Origin of the sequence: Bradyrhizobium sp. 17 (genome assembly GCF_023073515.1) — a bacterium.
GTDB lineage: Bacteria > Pseudomonadota > Alphaproteobacteria > Rhizobiales > Xanthobacteraceae > Bradyrhizobium > Bradyrhizobium canariense_D.
The window spans coordinates 47,124-67,503 of sequence record NZ_JADPJQ010000047.1 but is presented as its reverse complement, the minus strand read 5'-3'; the positions used below and the strand labels follow the sequence as shown (position 1 = coordinate 67,503).

Genomic DNA, 20,380 nt, shown 5'->3' with positions numbered 1-20,380 from the left:
ACTGTCGGGACTGTTCTACTCCGCGAGCCATCACGAGATCGGCTCGTTCGGCGTCACCATGTGCACCTATGGCAGTGCGTTCTGCAACAACCCGCTGATCGTCTTTGCCGGCGCCGCGCTGGCCGGCGCCTGGGGCATGTTCGTCAGCATCAAATAGTCCCGACCGCACGCGCTCAGGAGACAAACGTCTCGCCGGTGCGCGGGTTGCGCACTGGCCGGCCATCGCAGTCCGGTCGCGCTCGGAATGCGTGCCAACGCTGCACCGGGTATTCTTCGATGATGCACTTATACAGGTGCTTTGCCCGACGAGTCAAACGAAATTAGCTTTTTCGGAAATCAGCGAGGCGCGCCTTACCCGCAGCCCGGGAACCTTGTTCCCTCATTAGCATTTGTGAAGGACGCGCCCCGACCGAGACCCCTCCTGCCATGACCGACGATGCCGTCAGCCCCACGAAATCCGCACCGTCGCTGTTGCAGAGGCTGGGGCCGGGTCTCGTCACCGGGGCCGCCGACGACGATCCGTCCGGCATCGCCACCTATTCGCAGGCCGGCGCGCAATTCGGTTACGGACTGCTCTGGACGGTATTTCTGACCACGCCGTTCATGATCGCGATCCAGCTCGTCAGCGCCCGGATCGGCCGCGTCACCGGCAAGGGGCTGGCGGCCAACGTCATGCAGATCGCGCCGCGCTGGGCGGTGCTGTCGCTCGTCGCCATGCTGGTCGCCGCCAACACCTTCAACATTGCCGCGGACATCGCGGCGATGGCGGAGGCGCTCTCGCTGGTGATCGGCGGCCTCAACCACGAGCACGCGCTGATCTTCGCGGCGGGCTCGACCCTGCTGCAGGTGTTCCTGCCCTATCGGCGCTATTCGCCGGTGCTGAAATTCCTCACCTTGGCGCTGTTCGCCTATGTCGCGACCGCCTTCACCGTGAAGATCCCGTGGAGCACGGCGCTGCTCGCGGCGGTGTGGCCGAAGACGAATGTCAGCGCCGACTATTTCATGATGGTCGTCGCCGTGCTCGGCACCACGATCAGCCCGTATCTGTTCTTCTGGCAGGCCTCGCAGGAGGTCGAGGAGATGAACCAGGGCAAGCGCGACAAGCCGCTGCGCGAGCTGAAGCGCGGCGGCAGTCCGGAGCTGGCGCGCATCCGGGCCGACACCCTCTCCGGCATGCTGCTCTCCAACGGCATCGCCTTCTTCATCATCCTCACCACCGCCTCGGTGCTGCACGCGAATGGCGTCACCAACATCAACTCGGCGACGGAGGCCGCCGAGGCGCTGCGGCCGCTCGCCGGCGATTTCACCTTCGCCCTGTTCGCGATCGGCATCATCGGCACCGGCCTGCTCGCAATTCCGGTGCTGGCGGGCTCGGCCGCTTACGGCGTGGCGGAGATCTTCGGCTGGCGCGCGACGCTGGAGGCGAAGCCCGACGAGGCGGTCGGCTTCTACACCATCATCGCCGCCGCCACCATCATCGGCTTCGGTCTCGGGTTCACCGGCATCGACTCGATCCACATGCTGGTCTGGAGCGCCGTGCTCAACGGCATCGTGGCCGTTCCGATCATGGCCATGATGATGCTGATCGTCTCGAGCAAGGCGATCATGGGTCGCTTCAAGGGCCGGTCATGGCTCGTCGCGCTGGGCTGGCTCGGCACCGCGTTGATGGCGCTGGCTGTGCTCGCCCTGCTCGGCTCGTCATTGATGGGCTGACTAGCCTTTGACTAGCCTTGCGACAAGACTGCCGAGATCTGCGAGGCGATGATGAAGGCCGCGAACACAGCCGGCACGCTGATGAAGCGCAGGAATTGGTCGATCGAAAGCATCGCTGTCTCCCCCAAGACAAAAACGTATACGCCGCCGCGCTATTCCACCCCGTGCGCGACGTGCTGATCGGCCGTCAGAAACTGATCGGAAATGGCGGCCCCACTCATCGTGAGCAGCGCCAGGATCGTAATCACAGCCAGAAATCTCATGGCCGGAAGATCGATCCCGATTGTGGCCAAAAACGTCAGAGCATGGCGCCTTTTCAGGACGATCCCGGGCAAGATCATGGCTGTCCCCACCGGATTCCCCGCGTTTTCCAATAGAACGTTCGGAAGGGGCTTCCCTGCACACCTCGCCAGGCTTCACTGCGCAAGGCCGTTAGCCTAACAATCGTGGCTGGACCCGGGCTTGCGCCCGCCAAGAAAAAAGCCCAGCCGGGCAACAGGGAGCGACATGACCAAATCGTCGAAAGCAACAAGTCTCGAAATTCTCGCCTGCGACGCCGGCTGGAGAAACTACCACTTCGTCAAGCTGACAACCGAGGACGGCATCGTCGGCTGGAGCGAGTTCGACGAGGGCTTCGGCTCGCCCGGCGTCGGTGCTGCGATCCAGCGCCTGTCTGCCCGCGTCGTCGGGCAGAACGTTTTCCGGCACGAGCGCATCTACGCCGAACTGTTCGCGGCCACGCGTCCCGCCGCCGGCGGCGTGGTGGCGCAGGCGCTCGGGGCGATCGAGAATGCGCTGCTCGATGCCAAGGCGAAATGTCTTGGTGTGCCCTGCTACGAACTGCTCGGCGGCAAGATCCGCGACCATGTCAGGGTCTATTGGTCGCATTGCGCAACGTGGCGGATCAATCACCCGTCCTGGTACAAGCCGCCGATCGAGAACCTCGACGGCGTCAAGGCAATCGGACGCGAGGTCCGCGAGAAGAAGTTCACCGCGCTCAAAACCAACATCTTCTCCTATGATGACGGCAAACCGACCGGTTGGCGACCGGGCTTCGGCTCGCCCTTCGCTCCCGAGATCAACGTGGATCGCAAAATCCTGCGCGATCTGCGCATGCATCTGGAAGCGATCCGGGACGGTGCAGGCCCCGACGTCGACATCTTGCTTGACTGCAACTTCAACGCCAAGACGGAGGGCTATCTGGAGATCCTGCGCACCATCGCGGACCTCGACATGTTCTGGATCGAGATCGACAGTTTCAATCCGGAAGCGCTCGGTTACATCCGCAGGCAAAGCCCGCATCCGATCTCGTCCTGCGAGACGCTATTGGGCTTGCGGGAATTCCTGCCCTATTTTCGCGAGCAGGCCATGGACGTCGCGATCATCGACACGCCCTGGAACGGCGTCTGGCAGTCGATGAAGATCGCAGCCGCCGCGGAAGCGTTCGAAGTCAACGTTGCCCCGCACAATTTCTACGGCCATCTCTGTTCGATGATGAACGCGCATTTCTGCGCCGCCGTGCCGAACCTGCGCATCATGGAGATCGACATCGATCGCCTGGCGTGGGACCGCGAACTGTTCACGCATGAGCCCGACATTCAGAACGGCCATCTGGTCATTCCGGACCGGCCCGGCTGGGGCACCGATCCGAACGAGGAAGCCCTGCGCGCGCATCCGCCGAAGACCACCGGCGGATTGCTCAACTACGGCCGGAAGGGCTAGAGCGTCTTACGGCGTCACTGGATTGACGGTTGGGGACGTCTTCGGCCCCGGCCGCTCCGGCTCGATCGGGGAGTGCGGTTCGGTCGGGAGAATTTTGGCACCTGCGGCCCGCGCGGCTTCACCCGTGGTTGCGTACATCGCAACATGGGCGGGCTGCGTTTTGGCCCGATTCCATGGTCCGTGATCGACGATGAGCATCGCAGCAATCGTCAACGCGGCCACAATCAACGCGATTACGCCGGGATGGCGAAGCGCTGAGGACATGGAGTTTGCGAAGCGATCCGTTGCCATCGTGGAATCCATAGGCTTTTCCTCTCACAGGTTAATGCAATCGCGTCCTGCGAGTTCCGCCCTTGGCCAAGGCAAGTTCCAAGCGGATACGGGAACCTGGTCGCCCCAAGGCGCTCAGTGTTTCACATCCGGCCGCGCGTCGCCGACGAACCGGTCGCGGTTCGGCATCTTGACCGCTGCAAGCGATTTGGCATCGAGCGTCGCATCCGCTCCGACCAGTCCATTCAGGTTCAGGATGTAGGCGGACACCGCATAAACCTCTTCATCGCTCAACGATTGCGGCGCGTTCTGCGGCATCGCGCGGCGGATGTAGTCGAACAGCGTCGGCGCATACGGCCAATAGCTGCCGACCGTACGGATCGGCTTTGGCGTTGCGATCGTGCCCTGCCCACCGACGAGCCGGTCACCGAGCCCGCCCTCGCCTTTATCGCCATGGCATGATGCACATTGCTGGGCGAACACCTCGCGCCCTTGGCTCACCGAGCCGCTTCCCTTCGGCAGATTGCTGCCGTCGCGTCCGATATCGATATTCCAGCCCGCAATCTCCGCAGCCGTCGCGGGCCGTCCGAGGCCGTACGAGGTCTGCGCCTGCGCTCCGCTCGGAAACGTACACAGCACAATGACGACAGCAATGCCGCAAGTCTCACGCCAGCGCATTGGTCACCTCGCCGTCAGCCGCGATGCGGCAGGGCCAGATCGCGTTATTGTGGTAGAAATAGTGCTCGCCGCGCACCGCGAGCAGCTCGGCCAGAGTCGGCTGCACATAGCCGGTTTCGTCAATGGCACGGCTCTGGATCACGGCAGGCTTTCCGTCCCACTGCCAGGGCAAGCGAAAGCGTGTCAACGCACGCGTCAGCACCGGCTCCTGCAATTGCGCGCTTTGCCAACTCTTTCCCTCGTCGACGGACACTTCGACGCGCGCGATCTTGCCGTGCCCGCTCCAGGCGATGCCCGTGATCTCGTGGAAGCCTGGCGCGCCCAGGCGTTGGCCGCCGGAGGGCCTCGTGATAATCGACTTCGCCTCCATGTAGAACGAAAATTCACGCGCGGTGCCGTCCGGCAGCAGGTCTGTGTATTTCGAGGTCTCCTCGCGCGAGTAAACCGGCTCCGCAGTCACATGCAGGCGCCGCAGCCACTTCACACTCATATTGCCCTCGAAGCCCGGCAGGAACAGCCGCAGCGGATAGCCCTGCTGCGGACGCAGCCGCTCCCCGTTCTGGCTGTAGACCAGCATGGCGTCCTCAAGGCATTTCTCGATCGGGATGCTGCGCGTCAGCGCAGCCGCGTCGGCACCTTCGGCGACGATCCATTTGGCATCCGGCTTCAATCCGGCCTCCTGGAGCACCAGCTTGAGGCTGACGCCGGTCCATTCTGCACAACTGACCAGACCTACAAGGTCCGACGCGGTCTTGCCGTAAGGCTTGCTGTAGCCGGGATTGCCGGAGCATTCGAGAAAGTGGACGCGCGATTCCGACGGGAAACGCCTGAGATCGTCCATTGTAAAAATCAGCGGGCGCTCGACCAGCCCGTGCAGCATCAACCGGTGCTGGGCCGGATCGATGGTCGGAACGCCACCATGATGACGCTCGTAGAACAGTCCGTTCGGCGTGATGATGCCATCGAGCTCCTGCAATGGCGTCCGGCTGGAGGCCGAGATGTACTGCTTGAGCGTCTTCGAGATGTTCTTGACGACGCCCTTTTCGAACGGTGACGGCGCGCCGTAGGGCTGGCTTCCCATCGGTTCGCCGGGCGCCTTCATCCATTCGGGAATGTTGGGTGGAAGGTTGTCGGTCTCGGCGGCAACCGATGCGCGGGCGCCCAGGACGGTACCACCCGCCACCGCAGCACCGCCGCGCAGAAAGCGGCGGCGAGTCGTCCCCGCGGGTTTGTCGTCGGCATCGAACGTGCGGCTCATTTGCGGATCCTCGGCTGAAGCGCGACCCGCATGAAACATTCTGCGACGAGCATTTGCAATTCGCACCTGCTTCAAAAACAGGCGATTTCCATCTGGACTGATCTAAATCCGGTGGCGGCGACGGCAGTTCTCTTCTTCGCAATGCACAAACGGCTCGTCCGTCACTCGCCCGGCGCGATCGCATTGCTCGGGGTCGGCCGGTCGGCGATCTGCTGGCCGAACAGGCTGCCGATCAGTTCGACCGCGGTGCGCGCGGTGCGGCCACGCTCGTCGAGAAACGGATTGAGCTCGACGATGTCGACTGATCCGACCACGCCGGAATCGTGCAGAAGCTCCATGATCAGATGCGCCTCACGATAGGTCGCGCCGCCCGGCACCGTCGTGCCCACTCCGGGTGCGACGCAGGGGTCGAGAAAATCGACATCGAAGCTGACATGCAGCACGCCGTTGCTGGCCCTGACGCGCTCGATGACGCGGCGGATCAGCACGGCGACGCCGAACTCATCGATCTGGCGCATGTCGACAACCCTGATCCGGCGCGTGCGCATCAACTCCTTTTCGAGCTTATCGATTGAGCGCGCGCCGAACAGGTCAAGCCGATCGGGACCGATCGGGGCACGGGGATCATCGCCGAGCAATCCGTCGAGGCCGGGTTCGCCGCACAGGAATGCCGCCGACATGCCGTGCATGTTGGCGGTGATCGTCGTCTCCGGCGTGTTGTAGTCGGCATGTGCATCGAGCCAGAGCACGAACAGCTCGCGTCCGCGCTCCTGCCAGTGACGCGCCATGGCATTCACCGATCCCATCGACAGCGTGTGATCGCCGCCGAGAAAAATCGGCAGCGCGCCGGTTTTTGCGATCTCGTAGCCTCTGCGGCTCAGGACGCGCGTCCAGCGCTGAATTTCGCGGTAGTGATTGGCTTTGTCGGGGGGCCTGTCTGCGAGGTCCCGGAGCTCGGCCACCGAGAGATCGCCGTAATCGACGACCTCGAAATCCAGGCTCTCGAGCAATGTCGCAAGGCCGGCGGTGCGGAGCGCCGCAGGGCCCATCAGGGTACCGCGCTGCGAAGCCCCCATGTCGATGGGAGCGCCGAGCAAGGCGATGCGCCGGGCTCGATCCGTCGTGGTCCGGTCGGTCACAGCTGTCTCCTGAGATCAGCAAGATTGAGCCAGCCTAACAGAGATTCGCATCCGTCGTTTCACGGGGGCGGTCGGCCCGGGGGGCGCATCGTCTCGGAACAAAAGCCCGCGCGCCGAATTGCTCATGCAAGGCCGGTACCCGCCGTAAAACCACGGCGCCTGTCGCGGATAGCCAAAGGTCATGCGACCCGCTGTTCAGAACGAGCGCTCGCGCGGATAGCCAAAGGTATCGGCCTCCGTCACTTGATCAGCCCGGAGGTCGCGCACTTGAGCACGGAGATCCCGCAGTCCACCTCACATCCCGGCATGGCCGAGCGCGCCATTGATGTCGCGACGGACGTATCCCGCACCATCGGTGAAGTCGCAGGTGGCCTGCACGCAGCTGTCGACCGCATGACCTCCGCAATCGACGACGCGCGCAAGCCCGGAAAACCCCTCGCGACCGTCGCCGCGATCACGCGCGAAGCACCGCTTGCCAGCCTGTTCGTTGCTTTCCTGTTCGGCGTCGCGGTGGCACGTCGGCGCTAGAAAGACATCAAACTTGCCCCACTTCGGCTTGGCGCCTGAGAGCTTCCGCACAACGTCTTTTAGCGTTGGGGGCAAATAGCGCTTCTGGGAGTGGGATTGCGTTCTTTCAGAAACACCCAGCAGGCGTGTCCCTTTCGGTCACCGCAGAAAGAGGCGGACCTGCCGCGATTGGGATCATCATCGCAATGAGAGCCGGACTTTTCCTCACTGATCTCATCCTAATTGTCGCGCGATAAGCAGCGGCATTTTCGAGTGCCGTAGAATGATTGATCCGCACCAGGTGAATACGATTATCTCCACGACCATTTGCGCATTTTTTGCACATTACCCAGACGCAAAAATAGGAATTGAAGAAGCCAAGCTGCTCGCGAAGCAAATTGCGGATGCTCTCAACGAGGCGGGACTGCAGATTTCTGCCCCCGATCCGGCGAGTCCAGAAGCTGACTAGATGCCGCTGGGCGATCGTCCAGAGCTCATGTGCGCCACTCTTCCTGACCGGAGATCGGCTGTCGTTCAGCTGGTTCGTTCCTGGCGCTCAGCCAGTTGGGTCCTCAATCACAGCTCCGGCTCTTTCGATCCTCTTCGGCACTAGAATTGCTGCTTATGACAAGAAGGGCTTGCAGTAGCGGTGCACACCACGGACGACGGTCGACGCCCCGGGCCGCACGTGGGGTAGACCATAAGGCCACCTGCGCCCGTTGGCTGATATCTACTCCTATCGCAGCTGCCGCTAATGGCTCCTGAGTTGTATTGCGGTCTCGACTTTGACGAAGATCAGGTCGCGCTCTCGCCCATCCCAGGTGCGCTCTGTGGATCGAATCCACTGCGAAGCGGCTCATAGGAACAATTCAAAAAACCGTGAGTTTGAATACAAGAAATCCGAAAAGCGAGAGAGGGATGTGATGACGCGGTCCGTGGAAGAATTGAGGCGTGAGTCCGAGCGAAGTCGCGCTGAGTTGGCCGCTACGGTCGATCGGCTGAAAGAGCAGGTCTCGGAGACGGCCGAGGACATCCGCCATAAGGTGTCGCCGCAGCACATCAAGTCGGAAGTATCCGACTATGTCACCCACACGACAAAGAGCTGGGTGGACGGACTGAAACAGCAAGTTATGGACAACCCGATGCGGAGCGTGGCCGCCGGGACCGCCGTGGTGGTTCCACTCCTACGCTTGGCGCGTGGTGTCCCCTTGCCGCTTTTGATGATCGGTGCCGGCTTGGCGCTCACCTCGAAAACCGTGCGAGACCGCGCCGCCGAGGTTTCCGGCCCTGCGATGGACAAGGCGAACGAGGTTTTCGAGGAGATGGCGGATCGAGCGCGCGCCATGCAAGGCGATCTCAGGGATCAACTATCTTCCGCCCGCAATCAGGCCGCGAGCATGGCCGACGAGGCGCAAGATTCGACTGCCGGTCTCGCGGCGGATTTACGCGCACGGGCCTCCCAGGCCGCCGAGACGATTGGCGAAAAGCTCAAGAGCGGGGTGGATGCGGCGAAGGACAGTGCCTCCGCAGCCAAGGACGCTGCCGGAAGGGCGCCCGAACAAGCTCGCGCGATCATTAGCGATAATGCCGCGCTAATCGCCGGTCTTGGGGTGGCGATCGGAGCCATTATCGCAGCCGCTCTTCCGGAAACCAAGGTTGAAGCCAAGGCCATGAGCCAGGCGAGCGACGGCGTGAAGCGGGCCGCCGCCGAGGCCGCTCAGTCCGGATTTGACGCCGCCAAAGATGCCGCAATGTCGGCAGCCGACGCGGCAACAAGCAGAGTCGCCGAGGCCGGCCTCGGTGAGCATGCCAGCCGCATGACTCAGAACCTCGCTGACTCGCTCAAGACAGCCGCCGACGACGTCGTCGGAGCCGCTTTCAATCCCTCCCGCAATTCCAATACCTGAAGGAACACACCATGAGCGATCTAGACCTGAGCAGAGGCACGAATTCAAATGAAGATCGGAACGCGGGTTCTCCGAAGAACCTGAAGGACCAAATGGCGGAGGCTGGAGCGACTGTGAAGCAGCGGGCCGACGAGGCCTTCCGGGCAACCGCTGACATCGCCCAGGACAAGTTCAAGGAAGCCGGGGATGCGGCCAAGGACCTCGCTTCGGGGACCATGGACCAGATTCGCGGCCAGGCACGCGAGCAGCAGCGGACTGGAGCCGAGTTCATTGAGCGACTTGCCGGCAATGTTCGGGAAGCGGCTCGCGCCTTCGAGAGCGATGTGCCTTTTGCCGCCCGCGGCATCAACTCCGCCGCGGACTATGTTGAAGATACCGCCGAGAAGATCCGCAACGGCAGCTTCCGCGATCTCCTCGATGGCGCAACCGATTTCGCAAAGCGTCAGCCTGCCGCTTTCCTTGGCGTTTCGGTGCTCGCCGGTTTCGCCGCCGTCCGTTTCCTGAAGGCCTCCGGCGGTGACTCGCCTTCATCGCGACCTGGGATGAGTAGTGGAACGTCGTCGACGCAGGGCGACACGTGGCGCGGAAGCACGTCTTCCACGGGAGCCGGGCAGGCTTCCATGCAGGGCTCATCGGTATCCGGCAACAATCCGCAGCGAACGACGTCCTTCAAAGGCGGCAGCGTATCATGACCATTCAGCACGATATCAAGACAAGCCAGAACGATCTTCGGACCATCTCCACGCTTGTAGCGGACGCGATGGGGCAGTTCGCCAAGCTGTTCCAGAACGAAATCGACTTGGCCAAGGCTGAACTCAGCGACAGAGTGCAGAAGATAACGGGAGCAGCAGGCTTCATTGCCGGTGGCGCCCTTCTGGTGACCCCCGCCATTGTGATGGCGCTGTTCGCATTGTCGGCGGCGTTGATCTCCGCGGGATGGTCGCAACCGCTTTCCTACCTGACATCCGCGATCCTCGCTGGCGCCATTGCGGGCGTGCTGTTTGCGGTCGGCATCAATCGGATGGACGCCCGTAATCTTGCGCCGCGGGAGACCATCCGGCAGCTGGAAAAGGACAAGGACACCGTGAAGGGAATGGTCCGATGAGGAGCACGCAAACCGGCTTTTTCGACAATCTGGTCGCAGCGGCCAAGGAAAATCCCCTTGCCGCCGTTCTAATTGGAGGCGGCGCGCTGTGGCTTATGGCTGGTGAAGACAGGATCAAGGGCGCAGCTCGGTCGACGGCGGCCGCCGCGTCCGGTGTGGTCGATGGCGGGGTGAGCACGATGCGGACTGCGGCATCGGCGATCCAGCGCACTGCGGCGCCGCCCACGGCGCCCGAAATGGATCACATAGGGTCCCTCGATGGCGAAGACACGTTGCAGTCAGCCAAGGACGCTGGATCCGGCGTTCTGTCAGGAACCGCGGACAAGATGAGGGCTCAGTTCGAGGACGGCCTAGAGATGGCGCGGGACGGCTTCGCTAAAGTGCGCGACCAGATTCCGGGCGGCGAAGCCGTCTCAAAAGCAAAGTCGTCATTGTCTGATGTGCTCGAAAAGCAACCGCTGGTGCTTGGCGTCGTCGGCTTGGCCATTGGCGCCGCAGTCGCAGGGGCATTTAGAACCACCGACATTGAGAATGAGTATGTCGGAGAGACCAGCGATGCTGTGAAGGCCGACCTGAACACCCGTGTTGGTGCCGTCTCGCAGGCGTTGCGCGAAAACTCCGACACGCTGTTAGCAGAGGTCTCCGATACCGGCGGCGAGGCTCTGGATCGAATCAGGCAGACCGGGATGGATGCAGTCGAAGCAGCCCGTGAAAGGGCCAAGTCGCCTAATGTGCTGTGACCACTGAAGAGTCGTCGCGACGTCCGCGGCGACTCTTCCGAATTATTCCGCGTACAACATCAGCGCATCATCTAGGGGCCCAGCTCGCGCTCCCGATTCGTGATCAGCGCTCCTCGTAGCAGTAGATCTGCTTCGCATCGCTCAGAAGTGGCTGTTGAAAGCGACCTTATGGGATCTTGATCGCGAAGCTCAAGTGTTCAGGCGGCACTGACGGCGGCGCACTCGGCTGCGAAGAATTGCCGCTCGAATGCTTCCGCCGGCATCGGACGGCCGAAGAAATAGCCCTGGCCTTCCTCGCATCCCATGCTCACCAGGAAATCGGCCGTCGCGCGGTTCTCGATGCCTTCGGCCACGACCGTGAGACCGAGCTGTTTGCTGAGACCGATGGTCGACCCGACGATCGCGGCATCGTCGGAATCCGCGAGCAGACCGAGCACGAACGAGCGGTCGATTTTGAGCCCGTCGAGCGGAAACTTCTTCAAATAGCTCAGGCTCGCATACCCGGTACCGAAATCGTCGAACAGGACGCGGACGCCGAGCTGCTGGATGCGTTTGAACATGTCGAGCACGCGGGCTTCGTCATGAAGCAGGATGTCCTCGGTGACCTCGAGCTCCAGCAGCGACGGCGTGAGCCCCGTCGCTTCGAGCATCCCCGCAACCGAATGCGCCAAATCGCCGGAGTGCAACTGCGAGGGCGACAAATTGATCGCGACGCGCACGCTGTCGCCGGACAATTCCCAGGCGCGTGCCTGCCGGCAGGCGGTCTCCATCACCCAGTTGCCGATCCGCTCGGACAGGGCCGAGCTATTGACCACGGGCATGAACTCTCCGGGCGAAACGTAGCCGCGCACGGGATGCCGCCAACGGATCAGCGCTTCGGCCCCGACCAGGCTGGCGTCGATCAGGCGAACCTGGGGCTGATAGAACAGCTCGAACTCGCCGCGATCGGCGGCAAGTGCCAATTCGCTTTCCAGCGTCAGCCGGTTCTCCAGCTCCTCCCGGATCGCGCTCTCGAAGATCACATGGCCGCCGCGCCGCGTCAGCTTTGCCTTGCTCAGAGCGAGATGGGCATTGCTCAGGAGATCGTCGGCGTTGTGGCCACCTTCCGGATGGATGGCGACGCCGATGCTGAGCCTGACGCGGTGCTGCCGCGTGCCGGTCGCAAGCGGCGCTTCGAAGGCGCGCGCCATGCGCTCGGCGTACTCCGCGATCGGCTCGTCGCCATCGGCGCCTTTGCGCGCAATGGCGAATTCGTCTCCGCCAAGCCGGGCAACGACAGCGCCGCACGCCTCGGCTCTCAGGCGACCAGCGACCGCCTGCAGCACGAGATCTCCGGCGGAATGACCGAGCATGTCGTTGATGCTCTGGAAGCCGTCGAGCCCGATCACGAGCAGCGCGACCTCGCAAGGGCGCTGCCCCGCATCCGCGATCATGCCGACCAGTCCTGCATGCAGCGTGTTGCGGTTGGCAAGACCGGTCAGCGCGTCGTACTCGGCGAGATATCTGACGCGTTCGGCCTCACGCTTGCGGACCGAGATATCGCGCAGGATGGCTCCGTACTGGAAGCCGTCCGTTCCCTGCCAGCCCGAGAAGCTCGCCTCGACCGGGAAGGTTTCACCGTTCTTGCGCCGCCCTTCGAACTCGACGACGACCGCCCCGCCAGGGACCAGGAGTGCCTGGCGCGCGGCGTCGCGCATGGACGGCCTCGCGTCACCGTCCCCCGCCACGGCGCACAACGTTTCGAACGGGCGGCCGATGATCTCGGCGGGCAGATAGCCGAAGATCGCACTGGCGCCGGGATTCCACACGGTGATGAGCTGATCTTCGTCGGTGCAGATGAGGCCATCGCCGAGTGACATCGCGATACGATGAAAGCGGCTTTCGGCGATGCGCCCCAGGAGACCTCGGAAATCGATTTCGTCGAGTGCAATTGCCGTCAGATAGGCGACAATCGCGATGTGGAACAGCGATGTGTCGATGATGAAGGGCCATCTTGCCTGCACGAGGACCGCCAACAGCTCGAAAACCGCCCCGACCGAGATCAGGATTGCGGCGCGAATTCCCGGTCCCAAGCGGCGCCACGAATACACCATCAGCAGGCAGATCCCAGCGAGACCCAGGATCATGCCGGTATCAGAGGTCCAGCGCAGCATCCGGTTCTGGAGGATCGATTCCGCTGCCAGCGCCTGGAGGATGGGTCCGGAGATAATGCGGCCATTCGGAACGCTGAAGCGGTCGCCGAGTTCGAGCGCCGTCGCTCCAATGATGATCTTCTTGTCTCTCAGCTTGTCGAGAGTGGCGGTTTCGCCGCGGAGCACGTCGACGTAGGAGACACTCGGAACCGAGCCCGCCCGAATGCTGAAATCGATCAGGAAAGGCGGCCGCCGATTGGCGTCCTGCCCGGCCAGCACGACGGCCATCGACGGCATCACGGCCTCGCCGAGCTTCTCGCCGAACGGATAGCGGCGAACGAGCCCGTCGGATTCGATCGCGACATTGACCAGCGCCGGCCACGACTGGTTGCCGAACGGCTTCAGGGGGCGATTGATGTGAGCTGCGCCGCCATTCGGCGCGGGCTGCTTGAAGGACGGCAGGATGGTCGAGCCCCCGGCCTCACGCAGCGCTTTGACGAAAGCCTCGTCGGAGGCCGGATCGGATGGCGAGCTGAAATCGACGTCGAAAGCGACGTCCTGCGCCCCCGCGGCCTCTAACCTGTGCAACAGTTCCGCGTGCAGCCGGCGCGGCCAGGGCCACACCCCGATCTGATCGATCGAGGGCGCGTCGATGGCCACCACGACGACATTGCCGGTCGCGGCACGCGATTGCCAGGCGAACCGCAGGTCGGTCAGCGCGTTGCGAAGCGCACCATGCCACCCCGTGGACAGCGCGATCGCCAGCGCTGTCACGACAAGAATATGCGGCCGAAAGCGTCCCACCCGATCCTCCTGCGCACCCGCTTCCGCAGGTGCGCCCCCTCATCCCCTAAGACATCGCCTCAGTGCTTGTTGTGGCCAAGGGCATTGCCGTGACCATTGCTGCCGTTGCCGCCGCCATTGCCGTTGCCGTTGCCGTTGTTACCCCGGCCGTTACCGGTGGCGCCGTTGTTGCCGTTACCATTGCCGGAATTCCCACTGCCGGAATTGCCGTTACCGGATTTGCCCTTGTCCGGTTTGGTCTTGCCACCGGAGTCTCCGTTGCCGCCGCCAGAGCCGTCGCTGGATGCACCGGCCGTGGTGGCGGCTATTGTCGTGCTCGCAGCCGACGAACTGGTGCCAGCCGTCACGCCGCTGCTCGTGGTCACCGCAGTCTGGGCGGTGCCGTTGGATGCCGTTGTGCCCGCTTTCGAGTCGCCCCAGACCGTCTCGGTGCTGGCGTAAGAGTTGCGCGCCTGTCCGGGGGCACCGCCGCCGTGGGCGAGCCCGTGCGTGACCTTGTGGACGTTCAGCTTGACCTCGCCCAGCGAACTCGAGATGCGCACGACGCCGGGCTTTGCAGCATCAGCCTTGGCAGCACCGCCCTTGGGCGCGTGAGCTCCGGCCGCCTGTTGCGATGGCTTGGGCGCGGCGGCCGCCTTGGCGCCCTTGTCGATCGGACCGAGCGCATGGATCGCATGGCCGTTCGCGGCGTTGCGCTGGGCCGACAGGCCCGATTTCGGCACGGGGACGCGCTCGATGCTCGAGGCGCGCGGCTTGCCGTGCTCGATCGGATTGAAGGTCCCGGAGCCGCTGAGAGAAAGGCCGGGCTTGCCATGCTCGAAGACGGTGGCGGCCTGCCCCGGCAGGACCTGGGCGATCTGTCCCGTCTTGAAGTCGGAGACCTCGACCTGGCCGCGGAGCACGCCGACTTTGGTGCTGCCCGCATTCACGGTAACGCTGAACTGCGTTCCCTTGACGACAGCGGCGAGATAGGGCGTCTCGACCTCGAAATGCTTGACGTTGCGCTTCTCGACCTCGAGCAGGATCGAACCTGCCTGCTGGATGATGGTGGTCGAAAGGCCTTCCTTGCTCTCGGTCGGTAAACCCACCACCGAGTTGGGAGAGATCAGGATCGTTTCCTCGCCGCGGACGAGCAGCACGCGGCCATTTCGTCCGGTGCGAATGGTATCGCCGGGCTTGAGTGCCTCCTGTTGGTTCAGCGAAACCTGCTGCGCGCCGCTGGTGGCGACCCAGACCTCGCCGCTGGCCTTGCCGACCGACCAGACGCCATCGTCCGCGGCGGATGCGACGGAGGCCGTTCCCAGGATCAGCGCAGCCGCCAAGGCGCACCGCATTCCAATTTTGCTCAGCATGACGATCCTCAGTCCCCGTTACAGCCGGCCTTGAGGGGTATCCGAAATCACTCAACATAGGATTAGCAGGAAGCGGCCACCGGACCGGTCGCGTTAACCATTCGTTGACCATAAAAAACTATGAAAAATCATGTGGCTAACGAACCCTTACCGCTTCACGGGCGCATCTCCGTCAAACTACGGGGACAAGCGAGTCGCGCGCGTTGGGAAGCGGCATCTCGTTACCACAGCGGTGCTGTTGGCGCCGATCTTCGCGGGAGTTCCTCAGGCTTTCGCGCAGCAGGCGAACCAGCCAGGGTTCGATCCGCGCCAACCTCAGAAATATTTTGAAAACCAAACCGAGCGGGAATCGCTGAACCGTCCGCCGGTCAGGCTCCCGACAGTCGACCAGCCCAACACCGGCGGCGATACCAAGCCTCAGTTCGTGCTGCGCGGCATCGAGGTCAGCGGAGCCCGGGCCATTTCCCGCGATCGCATCGCCGCGGTCTACCAGCCCTATGTCGGCAAGAAGGTTTCGCAGGCGGATCTCGCCGCGATCGCCGGCGCGATCAGTGATCTCTACCGCGCCGATGGTTTTCACTTGAGCCGTGCGATCGTGCAGCCGCAGGACATTGCCGACGGCCTGCTCCGGATCCAGGTGATCGAAGGCGCCATCGTGCAGGCAGAGCTGAAAGGCGACGGCGCCGAGCAGTTCGGCGTTAGACTGATGCTTGGGCCGGTTCTGGCCGAGCAACCGTCGCGCCTAGCAACGCTGGAACGCCAGCTCTTTCTCATTGGCGGCAGACCTGGCGTCCGGATCACCGATACCGCACTGGAGGAGATCGGCGGTGCAACCGGCCGCTTCCGCCTCATCGTCTATTTGAAGACATGGCACGTCTTCTCCTCATTCGGTCTGGACAATCTCGGCTCATCATCAGTCGGTCCGTGGCAGACCTACGCGACCGGCGCGTTCAATTCCTATCTCACGCCCGGCGACACGCTGGGGGTCAACCTGTCGACCATCGCCAATGACCCCCGCCAGCTCGGCTTCGCACGGCTGTCCTACGATGCACCGGTCGGTGTCGACGGCGTGCGTCTCGGCGGGTCCGTGCTGTATAGCGCGGTTAGGCCGGGCGATGCCCGCCGCCTCGACAGCGACATCACCACGACCGAGGCGTTCGAGCTGCGTGCCAGCATCGTCCCATTGCAGTCGCAATCCTCCTCGCTGACCCTGACCACGGCGACGACCTTCAGCAACGTGTCCGAGCATGACCTTTACGGCCCCTGGTACAACGACCACATCAGGACCGCGAGCCTGACCGCCGACTACCGGCTCCAGGATCATTTCGGCGGCACCAATTTCGCGACGCTGACCTACCGCCAGGGGCTCGACATCTTCGGTGCCTCGCATTTCGACGACGACCTGTTGTCGCGCGACGGCGCGTCATCGAACTTCTCCGTGCTGAACCTCTGGTTCACGCGCTACCAGACGCTCAACGACGTCTGGTCGCTCAAGCTCTCGGCTGCGAGCCAGACGGCGTCACGGCCGCTGTTCACCTCGCAGCAATTCTATCTCGGCGGCGCCGCCTTCGGGCGCGGCTATGGCGCAGCCGAGATCAGCGGTGACAACGGTCTTGCCGGCTCGCTCGAACTGCGCTTCGACCAGAAGCTCAATTTCCGCTACTGGACCGGCTATCAGCTCTACGCCTTCGGTGACGCCGGCGCAGTCTGGAACCACGGTTACCGCCTGAGCGAGGGCCTGTCGCTGACCTCGGCCGGAGCTGGCGTGCGGTTCTTCCTGCCGGACGATTTCCAGGCCGATCTCGGCGTGGCCGTCCCCCTGAGCTACCGGGCGCCCGACAACGAGCGCCGCAGCCCGCGCTTCCTGTTTACGCTGTCAAGCGCGTTGCGGCTCTGCTCCGAACGCGGCAAGGGCGGTTGTCTGTAAACGCCCCTGTCCTTCGCGCTGTAGCCCCCGACATGCAGCCCTTTTTTTGACCCCAGGCGCACAGCCTTGCCTAAATTTAATCCCGTAACTTGCTCACGATCGCTCGATCCGGGAGTTCCCAATGGCCATGTTCAGTCAAAAGTGATTTGAGACGGAACCATGAAAAGGGTGTTTGCAGTTCTGGCGTTTCTCTGCGTCCTCGGAGTCGGCCAGTATTTCGTCGTCAGCCGGTTCGCGATCCGCCATGAGGTGTTGACCCTGTTCGACGCCGTCCGCCAGCGGCCGATTGCGGTCGAAATCGCTGTACGGCGCGACTACGAGACCAAGGCCAATCTTGGCCTCTGGAAGCTCCCGCTCGCCATCATCAGCAATGGCAATACCGTCAAGGCCACTGAATATTCCTTCCTGGCCAACGTGCTCGCCGCACGCGGTTATCTCGTCGCCAGCATCCAGCAGGATCTGCCGAGCGATCCGCCGCTGATGACCAAGGCCGGTCAGCAATATGTCGGCCGGCGCGAGGTCTATATCCGCTGCGAGGCCAACATCCTCTTCACCCTGGGCGAGTTGAAGCGGCGGCAGGAGAATGCCGACTACGACCACATCACGCTCGTCGGCCATTCCAACGGTGGCGACGTTTCGATGTATGTCGCCCATCAGCACCCGGAGCTGGTGTCGAAAGTGATCACGCTCGACAATCTGCGAGTGCCATTCGTGCTTAGCGACAACATGAAGATCCTGTCGTTCCGCTCGAAGGATCCGCATTTTGTAACCGATCCCGGCGTGCTGCCGACGCCGGAAGAGGCCAAGGCGCGCGGCATCGATATCATCCATACTGGCGCACAGCATACCGAGATGAGCGATCGCGGTCCCGATGCGGTCAAGGAGAAGATCCAGGCGACACTCGACCGCTTCCTGCGCGACAGCGCCAGCAGCGCGCTCGCCCCGGCCGATACACGAAGCCCGATGATCATGAACCCCGGCGACTATTAGTCCGGCCCCTTTGCGGCAGATCAAGGCTGCCGCAAGCCTACCCCGATAGAAAGAGCCTCGCCATCTCGGAGAGGCACGTGTCGCACTCCATCGAAAGCCTTGATACGAAAAGACTCGATACGACAAGCTTTGGCCTGCCCGCGGCAAGGACGCCGAGATTCGCCCGGCATCTCTATCGCTCGGCTCGCAAGCTGCTGCGGTCGATCATCGCCCGCATCGACCTCTCGCAGTTTCCGGGTTCGTGTTGCGGATGAGGACGGCGTCGCTAGCCAACAACACACAGGGTTGCCCTATGCACCGGCATTTGAGACGAATTTACCTGCTGGTTGCAGTGCCCTCAAGCGCGGGCACGTCGTCCGCTCCTGCCTAGCGTAATTTTGAAATGGAGGAAGTACTCTTGTCCCGTCCGCTTCTGGCGCGCTGTCATCGGCCAACCTCAGATTGGCGCAGCTCGCGACCACAGATGGTCTGACGAGGCTCGCGAACCGGCGAGCTTCGATGCCTTCCTGCGGGAGGCCTATGTCAAGCACGCCATTCTATCGGTGCTGCTGATCGACATCGACCAGTTCAAGGGCGCCTGGGCCACCAGGCCAGGGACGGTTGCCTCCAGCGCATTGCCGAGGTGATCGGAAGCGCCACCGCAAACACGGGAGGATTGTCGGCGCGGTATGGCGGCGAGGAGTTCGCGGTGATCCTGCCCGGCGTGAACGAAGAAAGGGCGGTGAAGGTGGCCGACGCGATTCGGATGCTGGTCGCTCGTTTGCAGATCCACCATCCGCGCTCGCCACGAAAGTACGTGACGATAAGCCTGGGCGTTGCCGAAAAGGGCGACGCCACCACGGATGAGTTGGCGCTCACCCGTGACACTGACATCGCCTTGTACCACGCAAAGGTACAGGGCCGGGACTGCTCGGTCGCAGACTCGTCGCTGGTATCCTCGCGCCTGGAAATGCCGTCGCTGGTGCCCTCACTGCCTGATCTGGAGGGCGCGTGATGAGAGCACCGGACAAGCGAGGGACACGGCGAGTTGAGTTCGAGCGGGCCATTCCGGCGAGCATGATGGCGATCGACGGAACGCGGCAGCGCGCTTGCACTTTGAAAGACGTATCTGGCGTCGGAGCCAAGCTTTCATTGAGGGCTCCGTGGAGGGGCTGCTTTTGAAGGAGTTTTTCCTGGTGCTCTCGTCCACCGGGCATTGCTTATCGCCGATGCGAACTGGCGTGGGTAAACGGCGGCGAAGTCGGCGTGACCTTCATCAGACAGGACCACAAAAGACCGATGAAAGCCCAACCTACTGGCACCCGCTGGCCAAACCGGGATGCGAAGAAAGCTTGGTCGCTTCACATAAAGCCCGGGGCAGGTACTGGGCCCAACTGCCGAAATCGCGGGATGACATCAGCAGCATCGGAAACTTAAGCCGCATGCCGTGCTCGAAGGCCATTGTCAGGCCGGCTTCGCTGGCGCCCGGCAGGAATGCCGATACTTGCGGTCCGCCACTCTCGACGGCCAGGCGGAGCGCTGTCGTGAGGGCGGTGGCAGCGGCGCTGAACTGCAGGACCGCGACTGGTCCGATATGGCCGACGGTGTCGACGCAACGTAGCCGGCCCAATCATCCCCGTCATACAGGCTGAAGCCTCGCGTCCGGCTGTGTTGATAAGATAGCGACGGTGCTGCTTGCGGGATACTCCAGGCATCCGCTCATCCCCCTTCCAGAGCTACGTCGGGCACAATCTTCATCGGCCTACCGCACGCCGGGCACGCCTTCCGGACGGAATAGGGCACTGCCATTGGATTTCCCTACCGCCCAATCGTAATCTCGCTCTCGACATCTACGCAACTGCATCCATCAGGCTTGACGTGGGTCCCGCAAGCCATTTGAAATCGGGCTTTCGGTGATGTTGCGGGGGTGCGTCATGGAAGAGTTTTACAGGGGCTTCGCGCAACGGGCGCGCGATCTGGCGGAGAATGCCGATCCTTTCACTAAGCGGCGGCTGCTTGACCTAGCCCAGCGGTACGATCTCAAGAGCCGACCAGGCGCCGCGAGCGGGTGGTCCCTTCCGCCGCAGCGCGCCACGCCACCGACGGTGCTGTTCTCCGGCGCTGGCGAAGCCTGAAACGCTGGCAATCCCCGTCAAT

20 protein-coding genes and 1 pseudogene are annotated in these 20,380 nt (G+C 63.0%); 13 read left to right on the top strand and 8 right to left on the bottom strand.

Annotated features, from left to right (window positions below; translation table 11 throughout):
• The first annotated feature begins 426 nt into the window (after nucleotides 1-426).
• The gene (locus IVB13_RS08685; RefSeq protein ID WP_018454868.1) at nucleotides 427-1,713 is read left to right on the top strand and encodes a divalent metal cation transporter; all 1,287 of its coding nucleotides are present in this window, start codon (nucleotides 427-429) and stop codon (nucleotides 1,711-1,713) included.
• Nucleotides 1,714-1,865: 152 nt separating this feature from the next.
• Here the strand turns inward: IVB13_RS08685 and IVB13_RS08680 are convergent, their stop codons facing one another.
• On the bottom strand, nucleotides 1,866-2,054 hold the full coding sequence (locus IVB13_RS08680) for a hypothetical protein (RefSeq protein ID WP_247296981.1): 189 nt from the start codon (nucleotides 2,052-2,054) through the stop codon (nucleotides 1,866-1,868).
• Nucleotides 2,055-2,220: 166 nt separating this feature from the next.
• On the opposite strand from IVB13_RS08680, the gene IVB13_RS08675 reads away from it, so the two are divergent.
• Entirely contained in the window at nucleotides 2,221-3,435 is a 1,215-nt protein-coding gene (locus IVB13_RS08675) for a mandelate racemase/muconate lactonizing enzyme family protein (RefSeq protein WP_085350649.1), read from the top strand.
• Nucleotides 3,436-3,441: 6 nt separating this feature from the next.
• Here the strand turns inward: IVB13_RS08675 and IVB13_RS08670 are convergent, their stop codons facing one another.
• The 4 genes from IVB13_RS08670 to rocF all read right to left on the bottom strand — a co-directional run bounded on the left by IVB13_RS08670 (nucleotide 3,442) and on the right by rocF (nucleotide 6,780).
• Nucleotides 3,442-3,738 carry a hypothetical protein gene (locus tag IVB13_RS08670; RefSeq protein ID WP_018454872.1) on the bottom strand — a complete coding sequence of 99 codons (297 nt, stop codon included), beginning with the start codon at nucleotides 3,736-3,738 and terminating at the stop codon, nucleotides 3,442-3,444.
• Nucleotides 3,739-3,840: 102 nt separating this feature from the next.
• A complete protein-coding gene (locus IVB13_RS08665; protein WP_018454873.1) occupies nucleotides 3,841-4,383 on the bottom strand; it encodes a cytochrome c in 543 nt (180 codons plus the stop codon).
• Nucleotides 4,370-5,641 (bottom strand): sulfite dehydrogenase, encoded by a 1,272-nt coding sequence (gene soxC, locus IVB13_RS08660; RefSeq protein WP_247488389.1) that lies wholly within the window; start codon nucleotides 5,639-5,641, stop codon nucleotides 4,370-4,372. The genes IVB13_RS08665 and soxC overlap by 14 nt, the downstream gene beginning before the upstream one ends.
• 161 nt (nucleotides 5,642-5,802) lie before the next feature.
• A complete protein-coding gene (gene rocF / locus IVB13_RS08655; RefSeq protein ID WP_026232832.1) occupies nucleotides 5,803-6,780 on the bottom strand; it encodes an arginase in 978 nt (325 codons plus the stop codon).
• A 267-nt stretch (nucleotides 6,781-7,047) separates the two neighbouring features.
• On the opposite strand from rocF, the gene IVB13_RS08650 reads away from it, so the two are divergent.
• The 6 genes from IVB13_RS08650 to IVB13_RS08625 all read left to right on the top strand — a co-directional run bounded on the left by IVB13_RS08650 (nucleotide 7,048) and on the right by IVB13_RS08625 (nucleotide 11,039).
• The gene (locus IVB13_RS08650; RefSeq protein WP_247335302.1) at nucleotides 7,048-7,308 is read left to right on the top strand and encodes a hypothetical protein; all 261 of its coding nucleotides are present in this window, start codon (nucleotides 7,048-7,050) and stop codon (nucleotides 7,306-7,308) included.
• Between the two features lie 262 nt (nucleotides 7,309-7,570).
• The gene (locus IVB13_RS08645; RefSeq protein ID WP_018454877.1) at nucleotides 7,571-7,756 is read left to right on the top strand and encodes a hypothetical protein; all 186 of its coding nucleotides are present in this window, start codon (nucleotides 7,571-7,573) and stop codon (nucleotides 7,754-7,756) included.
• 454 nt (nucleotides 7,757-8,210) lie between these two features.
• Complete coding sequence (locus IVB13_RS08640; protein ID WP_247488399.1) at nucleotides 8,211-9,194, top strand: DUF3618 domain-containing protein; 984 nt, start codon at nucleotides 8,211-8,213, stop codon at nucleotides 9,192-9,194.
• 92 nt (nucleotides 9,195-9,286) lie between these two features.
• On the top strand, nucleotides 9,287-9,886 hold the full coding sequence (locus IVB13_RS08635; protein ID WP_247296978.1) for a hypothetical protein: 600 nt from the start codon (nucleotides 9,287-9,289) through the stop codon (nucleotides 9,884-9,886).
• Nucleotides 9,883-10,299, top strand: coding sequence for a phage holin family protein (locus IVB13_RS08630; RefSeq protein WP_018454880.1), 417 nt, complete (start codon nucleotides 9,883-9,885; stop codon nucleotides 10,297-10,299). Before IVB13_RS08635 ends, IVB13_RS08630 begins: the two co-directional genes overlap by 4 nt.
• Nucleotides 10,296-11,039 (top strand): hypothetical protein, encoded by a 744-nt coding sequence (locus tag IVB13_RS08625; RefSeq protein ID WP_247488388.1) that lies wholly within the window; start codon nucleotides 10,296-10,298, stop codon nucleotides 11,037-11,039. Before IVB13_RS08630 ends, IVB13_RS08625 begins: the two co-directional genes overlap by 4 nt.
• A 197-nt stretch (nucleotides 11,040-11,236) precedes the next feature.
• On the opposite strand, the gene IVB13_RS08620 is transcribed toward IVB13_RS08625, so the two are convergent.
• Together IVB13_RS08620 and IVB13_RS08615 are read right to left on the bottom strand one after the other, a co-directional pair.
• Nucleotides 11,237-13,975: an EAL domain-containing protein gene (locus tag IVB13_RS08620; protein ID WP_247361403.1), complete on the bottom strand. Its 2,739-nt coding sequence runs from the start codon at nucleotides 13,973-13,975 to the stop codon at nucleotides 11,237-11,239.
• A gap of 59 nt (nucleotides 13,976-14,034) precedes the next feature.
• A complete protein-coding gene (locus tag IVB13_RS08615; protein WP_247488386.1) occupies nucleotides 14,035-15,327 on the bottom strand; it encodes a FecR family protein in 1,293 nt (430 codons plus the stop codon).
• Between the two features lie 130 nt (nucleotides 15,328-15,457).
• Here IVB13_RS08615 and IVB13_RS08610 point away from each other — a divergent pair, with 130 nt between their 5' ends.
• The 4 genes and pseudogenes from IVB13_RS08610 to IVB13_RS08595 all read left to right on the top strand — a co-directional run.
• Nucleotides 15,458-17,254, top strand: coding sequence for a POTRA domain-containing protein (locus IVB13_RS08610; RefSeq protein ID WP_247488384.1), 1,797 nt, complete (start codon nucleotides 15,458-15,460; stop codon nucleotides 17,252-17,254).
• Nucleotides 17,255-17,413: 159 nt separating this feature from the next.
• Entirely contained in the window at nucleotides 17,414-18,244 is an 831-nt protein-coding gene (locus IVB13_RS08605; protein WP_247372826.1) for an alpha/beta fold hydrolase, read from the top strand.
• Nucleotides 18,245-18,782: 538 nt separating this feature from the next.
• The gene (locus IVB13_RS08600) at nucleotides 18,783-19,238 is read left to right on the top strand and encodes a diguanylate cyclase (RefSeq protein WP_346732276.1); all 456 of its coding nucleotides are present in this window, start codon (nucleotides 18,783-18,785) and stop codon (nucleotides 19,236-19,238) included.
• Nucleotides 19,238-19,519: pseudogene (locus IVB13_RS08595) on the top strand (PilZ domain-containing protein); the annotation flags it as partial. The gene IVB13_RS08600 and the pseudogene IVB13_RS08595, both read left to right, overlap by 1 nt.
• Nucleotides 19,520-19,535: 16 nt before the next feature.
• On the opposite strand, the gene IVB13_RS08590 reads toward IVB13_RS08595, so the two are convergent.
• Nucleotides 19,536-19,853 carry a hypothetical protein gene (locus IVB13_RS08590; protein ID WP_247372958.1) on the bottom strand — a complete coding sequence of 106 codons (318 nt, stop codon included), beginning with the start codon at nucleotides 19,851-19,853 and terminating at the stop codon, nucleotides 19,536-19,538.
• Between the two features lie 304 nt (nucleotides 19,854-20,157).
• On the opposite strand from IVB13_RS08590, the gene IVB13_RS08585 reads away from it, so the two are divergent.
• Nucleotides 20,158-20,358 (top strand): hypothetical protein, encoded by a 201-nt coding sequence (locus tag IVB13_RS08585; RefSeq protein ID WP_247372824.1) that lies wholly within the window; start codon nucleotides 20,158-20,160, stop codon nucleotides 20,356-20,358.
• Nucleotides 20,359-20,380: the final 22 nt, after the last annotated feature.

Excerpts from the sequence above, each read along its gene's own strand:
- IVB13_RS08685 (WP_018454868.1), top strand. The coding sequence starts at position 427 with ATGACCGACGATGCCGTCAGCCCCACGAAATCCGCACCGTCGCTGTTG.
- IVB13_RS08680 (WP_247296981.1), bottom strand. The coding sequence starts at position 2,054 with ATGATCTTGCCCGGGATCGTCCTGAAAAGGCGCCATGCTCTGACGTTT.
- IVB13_RS08675 (WP_085350649.1), top strand. The coding sequence starts at position 2,221 with ATGACCAAATCGTCGAAAGCAACAAGTCTCGAAATTCTCGCCTGCGAC.
- IVB13_RS08670 (WP_018454872.1), bottom strand. The coding sequence starts at position 3,738 with ATGGATTCCACGATGGCAACGGATCGCTTCGCAAACTCCATGTCCTCA.
- IVB13_RS08665 (WP_018454873.1), bottom strand. The coding sequence starts at position 4,383 with ATGCGCTGGCGTGAGACTTGCGGCATTGCTGTCGTCATTGTGCTGTGT.
- soxC (WP_247488389.1), bottom strand. The coding sequence starts at position 5,641 with ATGAGCCGCACGTTCGATGCCGACGACAAACCCGCGGGGACGACTCGC.
- IVB13_RS08645 (WP_018454877.1), top strand. The coding sequence starts at position 7,571 with ATGATTGATCCGCACCAGGTGAATACGATTATCTCCACGACCATTTGC.
- IVB13_RS08640 (WP_247488399.1), top strand. The coding sequence starts at position 8,211 with ATGACGCGGTCCGTGGAAGAATTGAGGCGTGAGTCCGAGCGAAGTCGC.
- IVB13_RS08635 (WP_247296978.1), top strand. The coding sequence starts at position 9,287 with ATGGCGGAGGCTGGAGCGACTGTGAAGCAGCGGGCCGACGAGGCCTTC.
- IVB13_RS08630 (WP_018454880.1), top strand. The coding sequence starts at position 9,883 with ATGACCATTCAGCACGATATCAAGACAAGCCAGAACGATCTTCGGACC.
- IVB13_RS08625 (WP_247488388.1), top strand. The coding sequence starts at position 10,296 with ATGAGGAGCACGCAAACCGGCTTTTTCGACAATCTGGTCGCAGCGGCC.
- IVB13_RS08615 (WP_247488386.1), bottom strand. The coding sequence starts at position 15,327 with ATGCTGAGCAAAATTGGAATGCGGTGCGCCTTGGCGGCTGCGCTGATC.
- IVB13_RS08610 (WP_247488384.1), top strand. The coding sequence starts at position 15,458 with ATGTGGCTAACGAACCCTTACCGCTTCACGGGCGCATCTCCGTCAAAC.
- IVB13_RS08605 (WP_247372826.1), top strand. The coding sequence starts at position 17,414 with ATGAAAAGGGTGTTTGCAGTTCTGGCGTTTCTCTGCGTCCTCGGAGTC.
- IVB13_RS08585 (WP_247372824.1), top strand. The coding sequence starts at position 20,158 with ATGGAAGAGTTTTACAGGGGCTTCGCGCAACGGGCGCGCGATCTGGCG.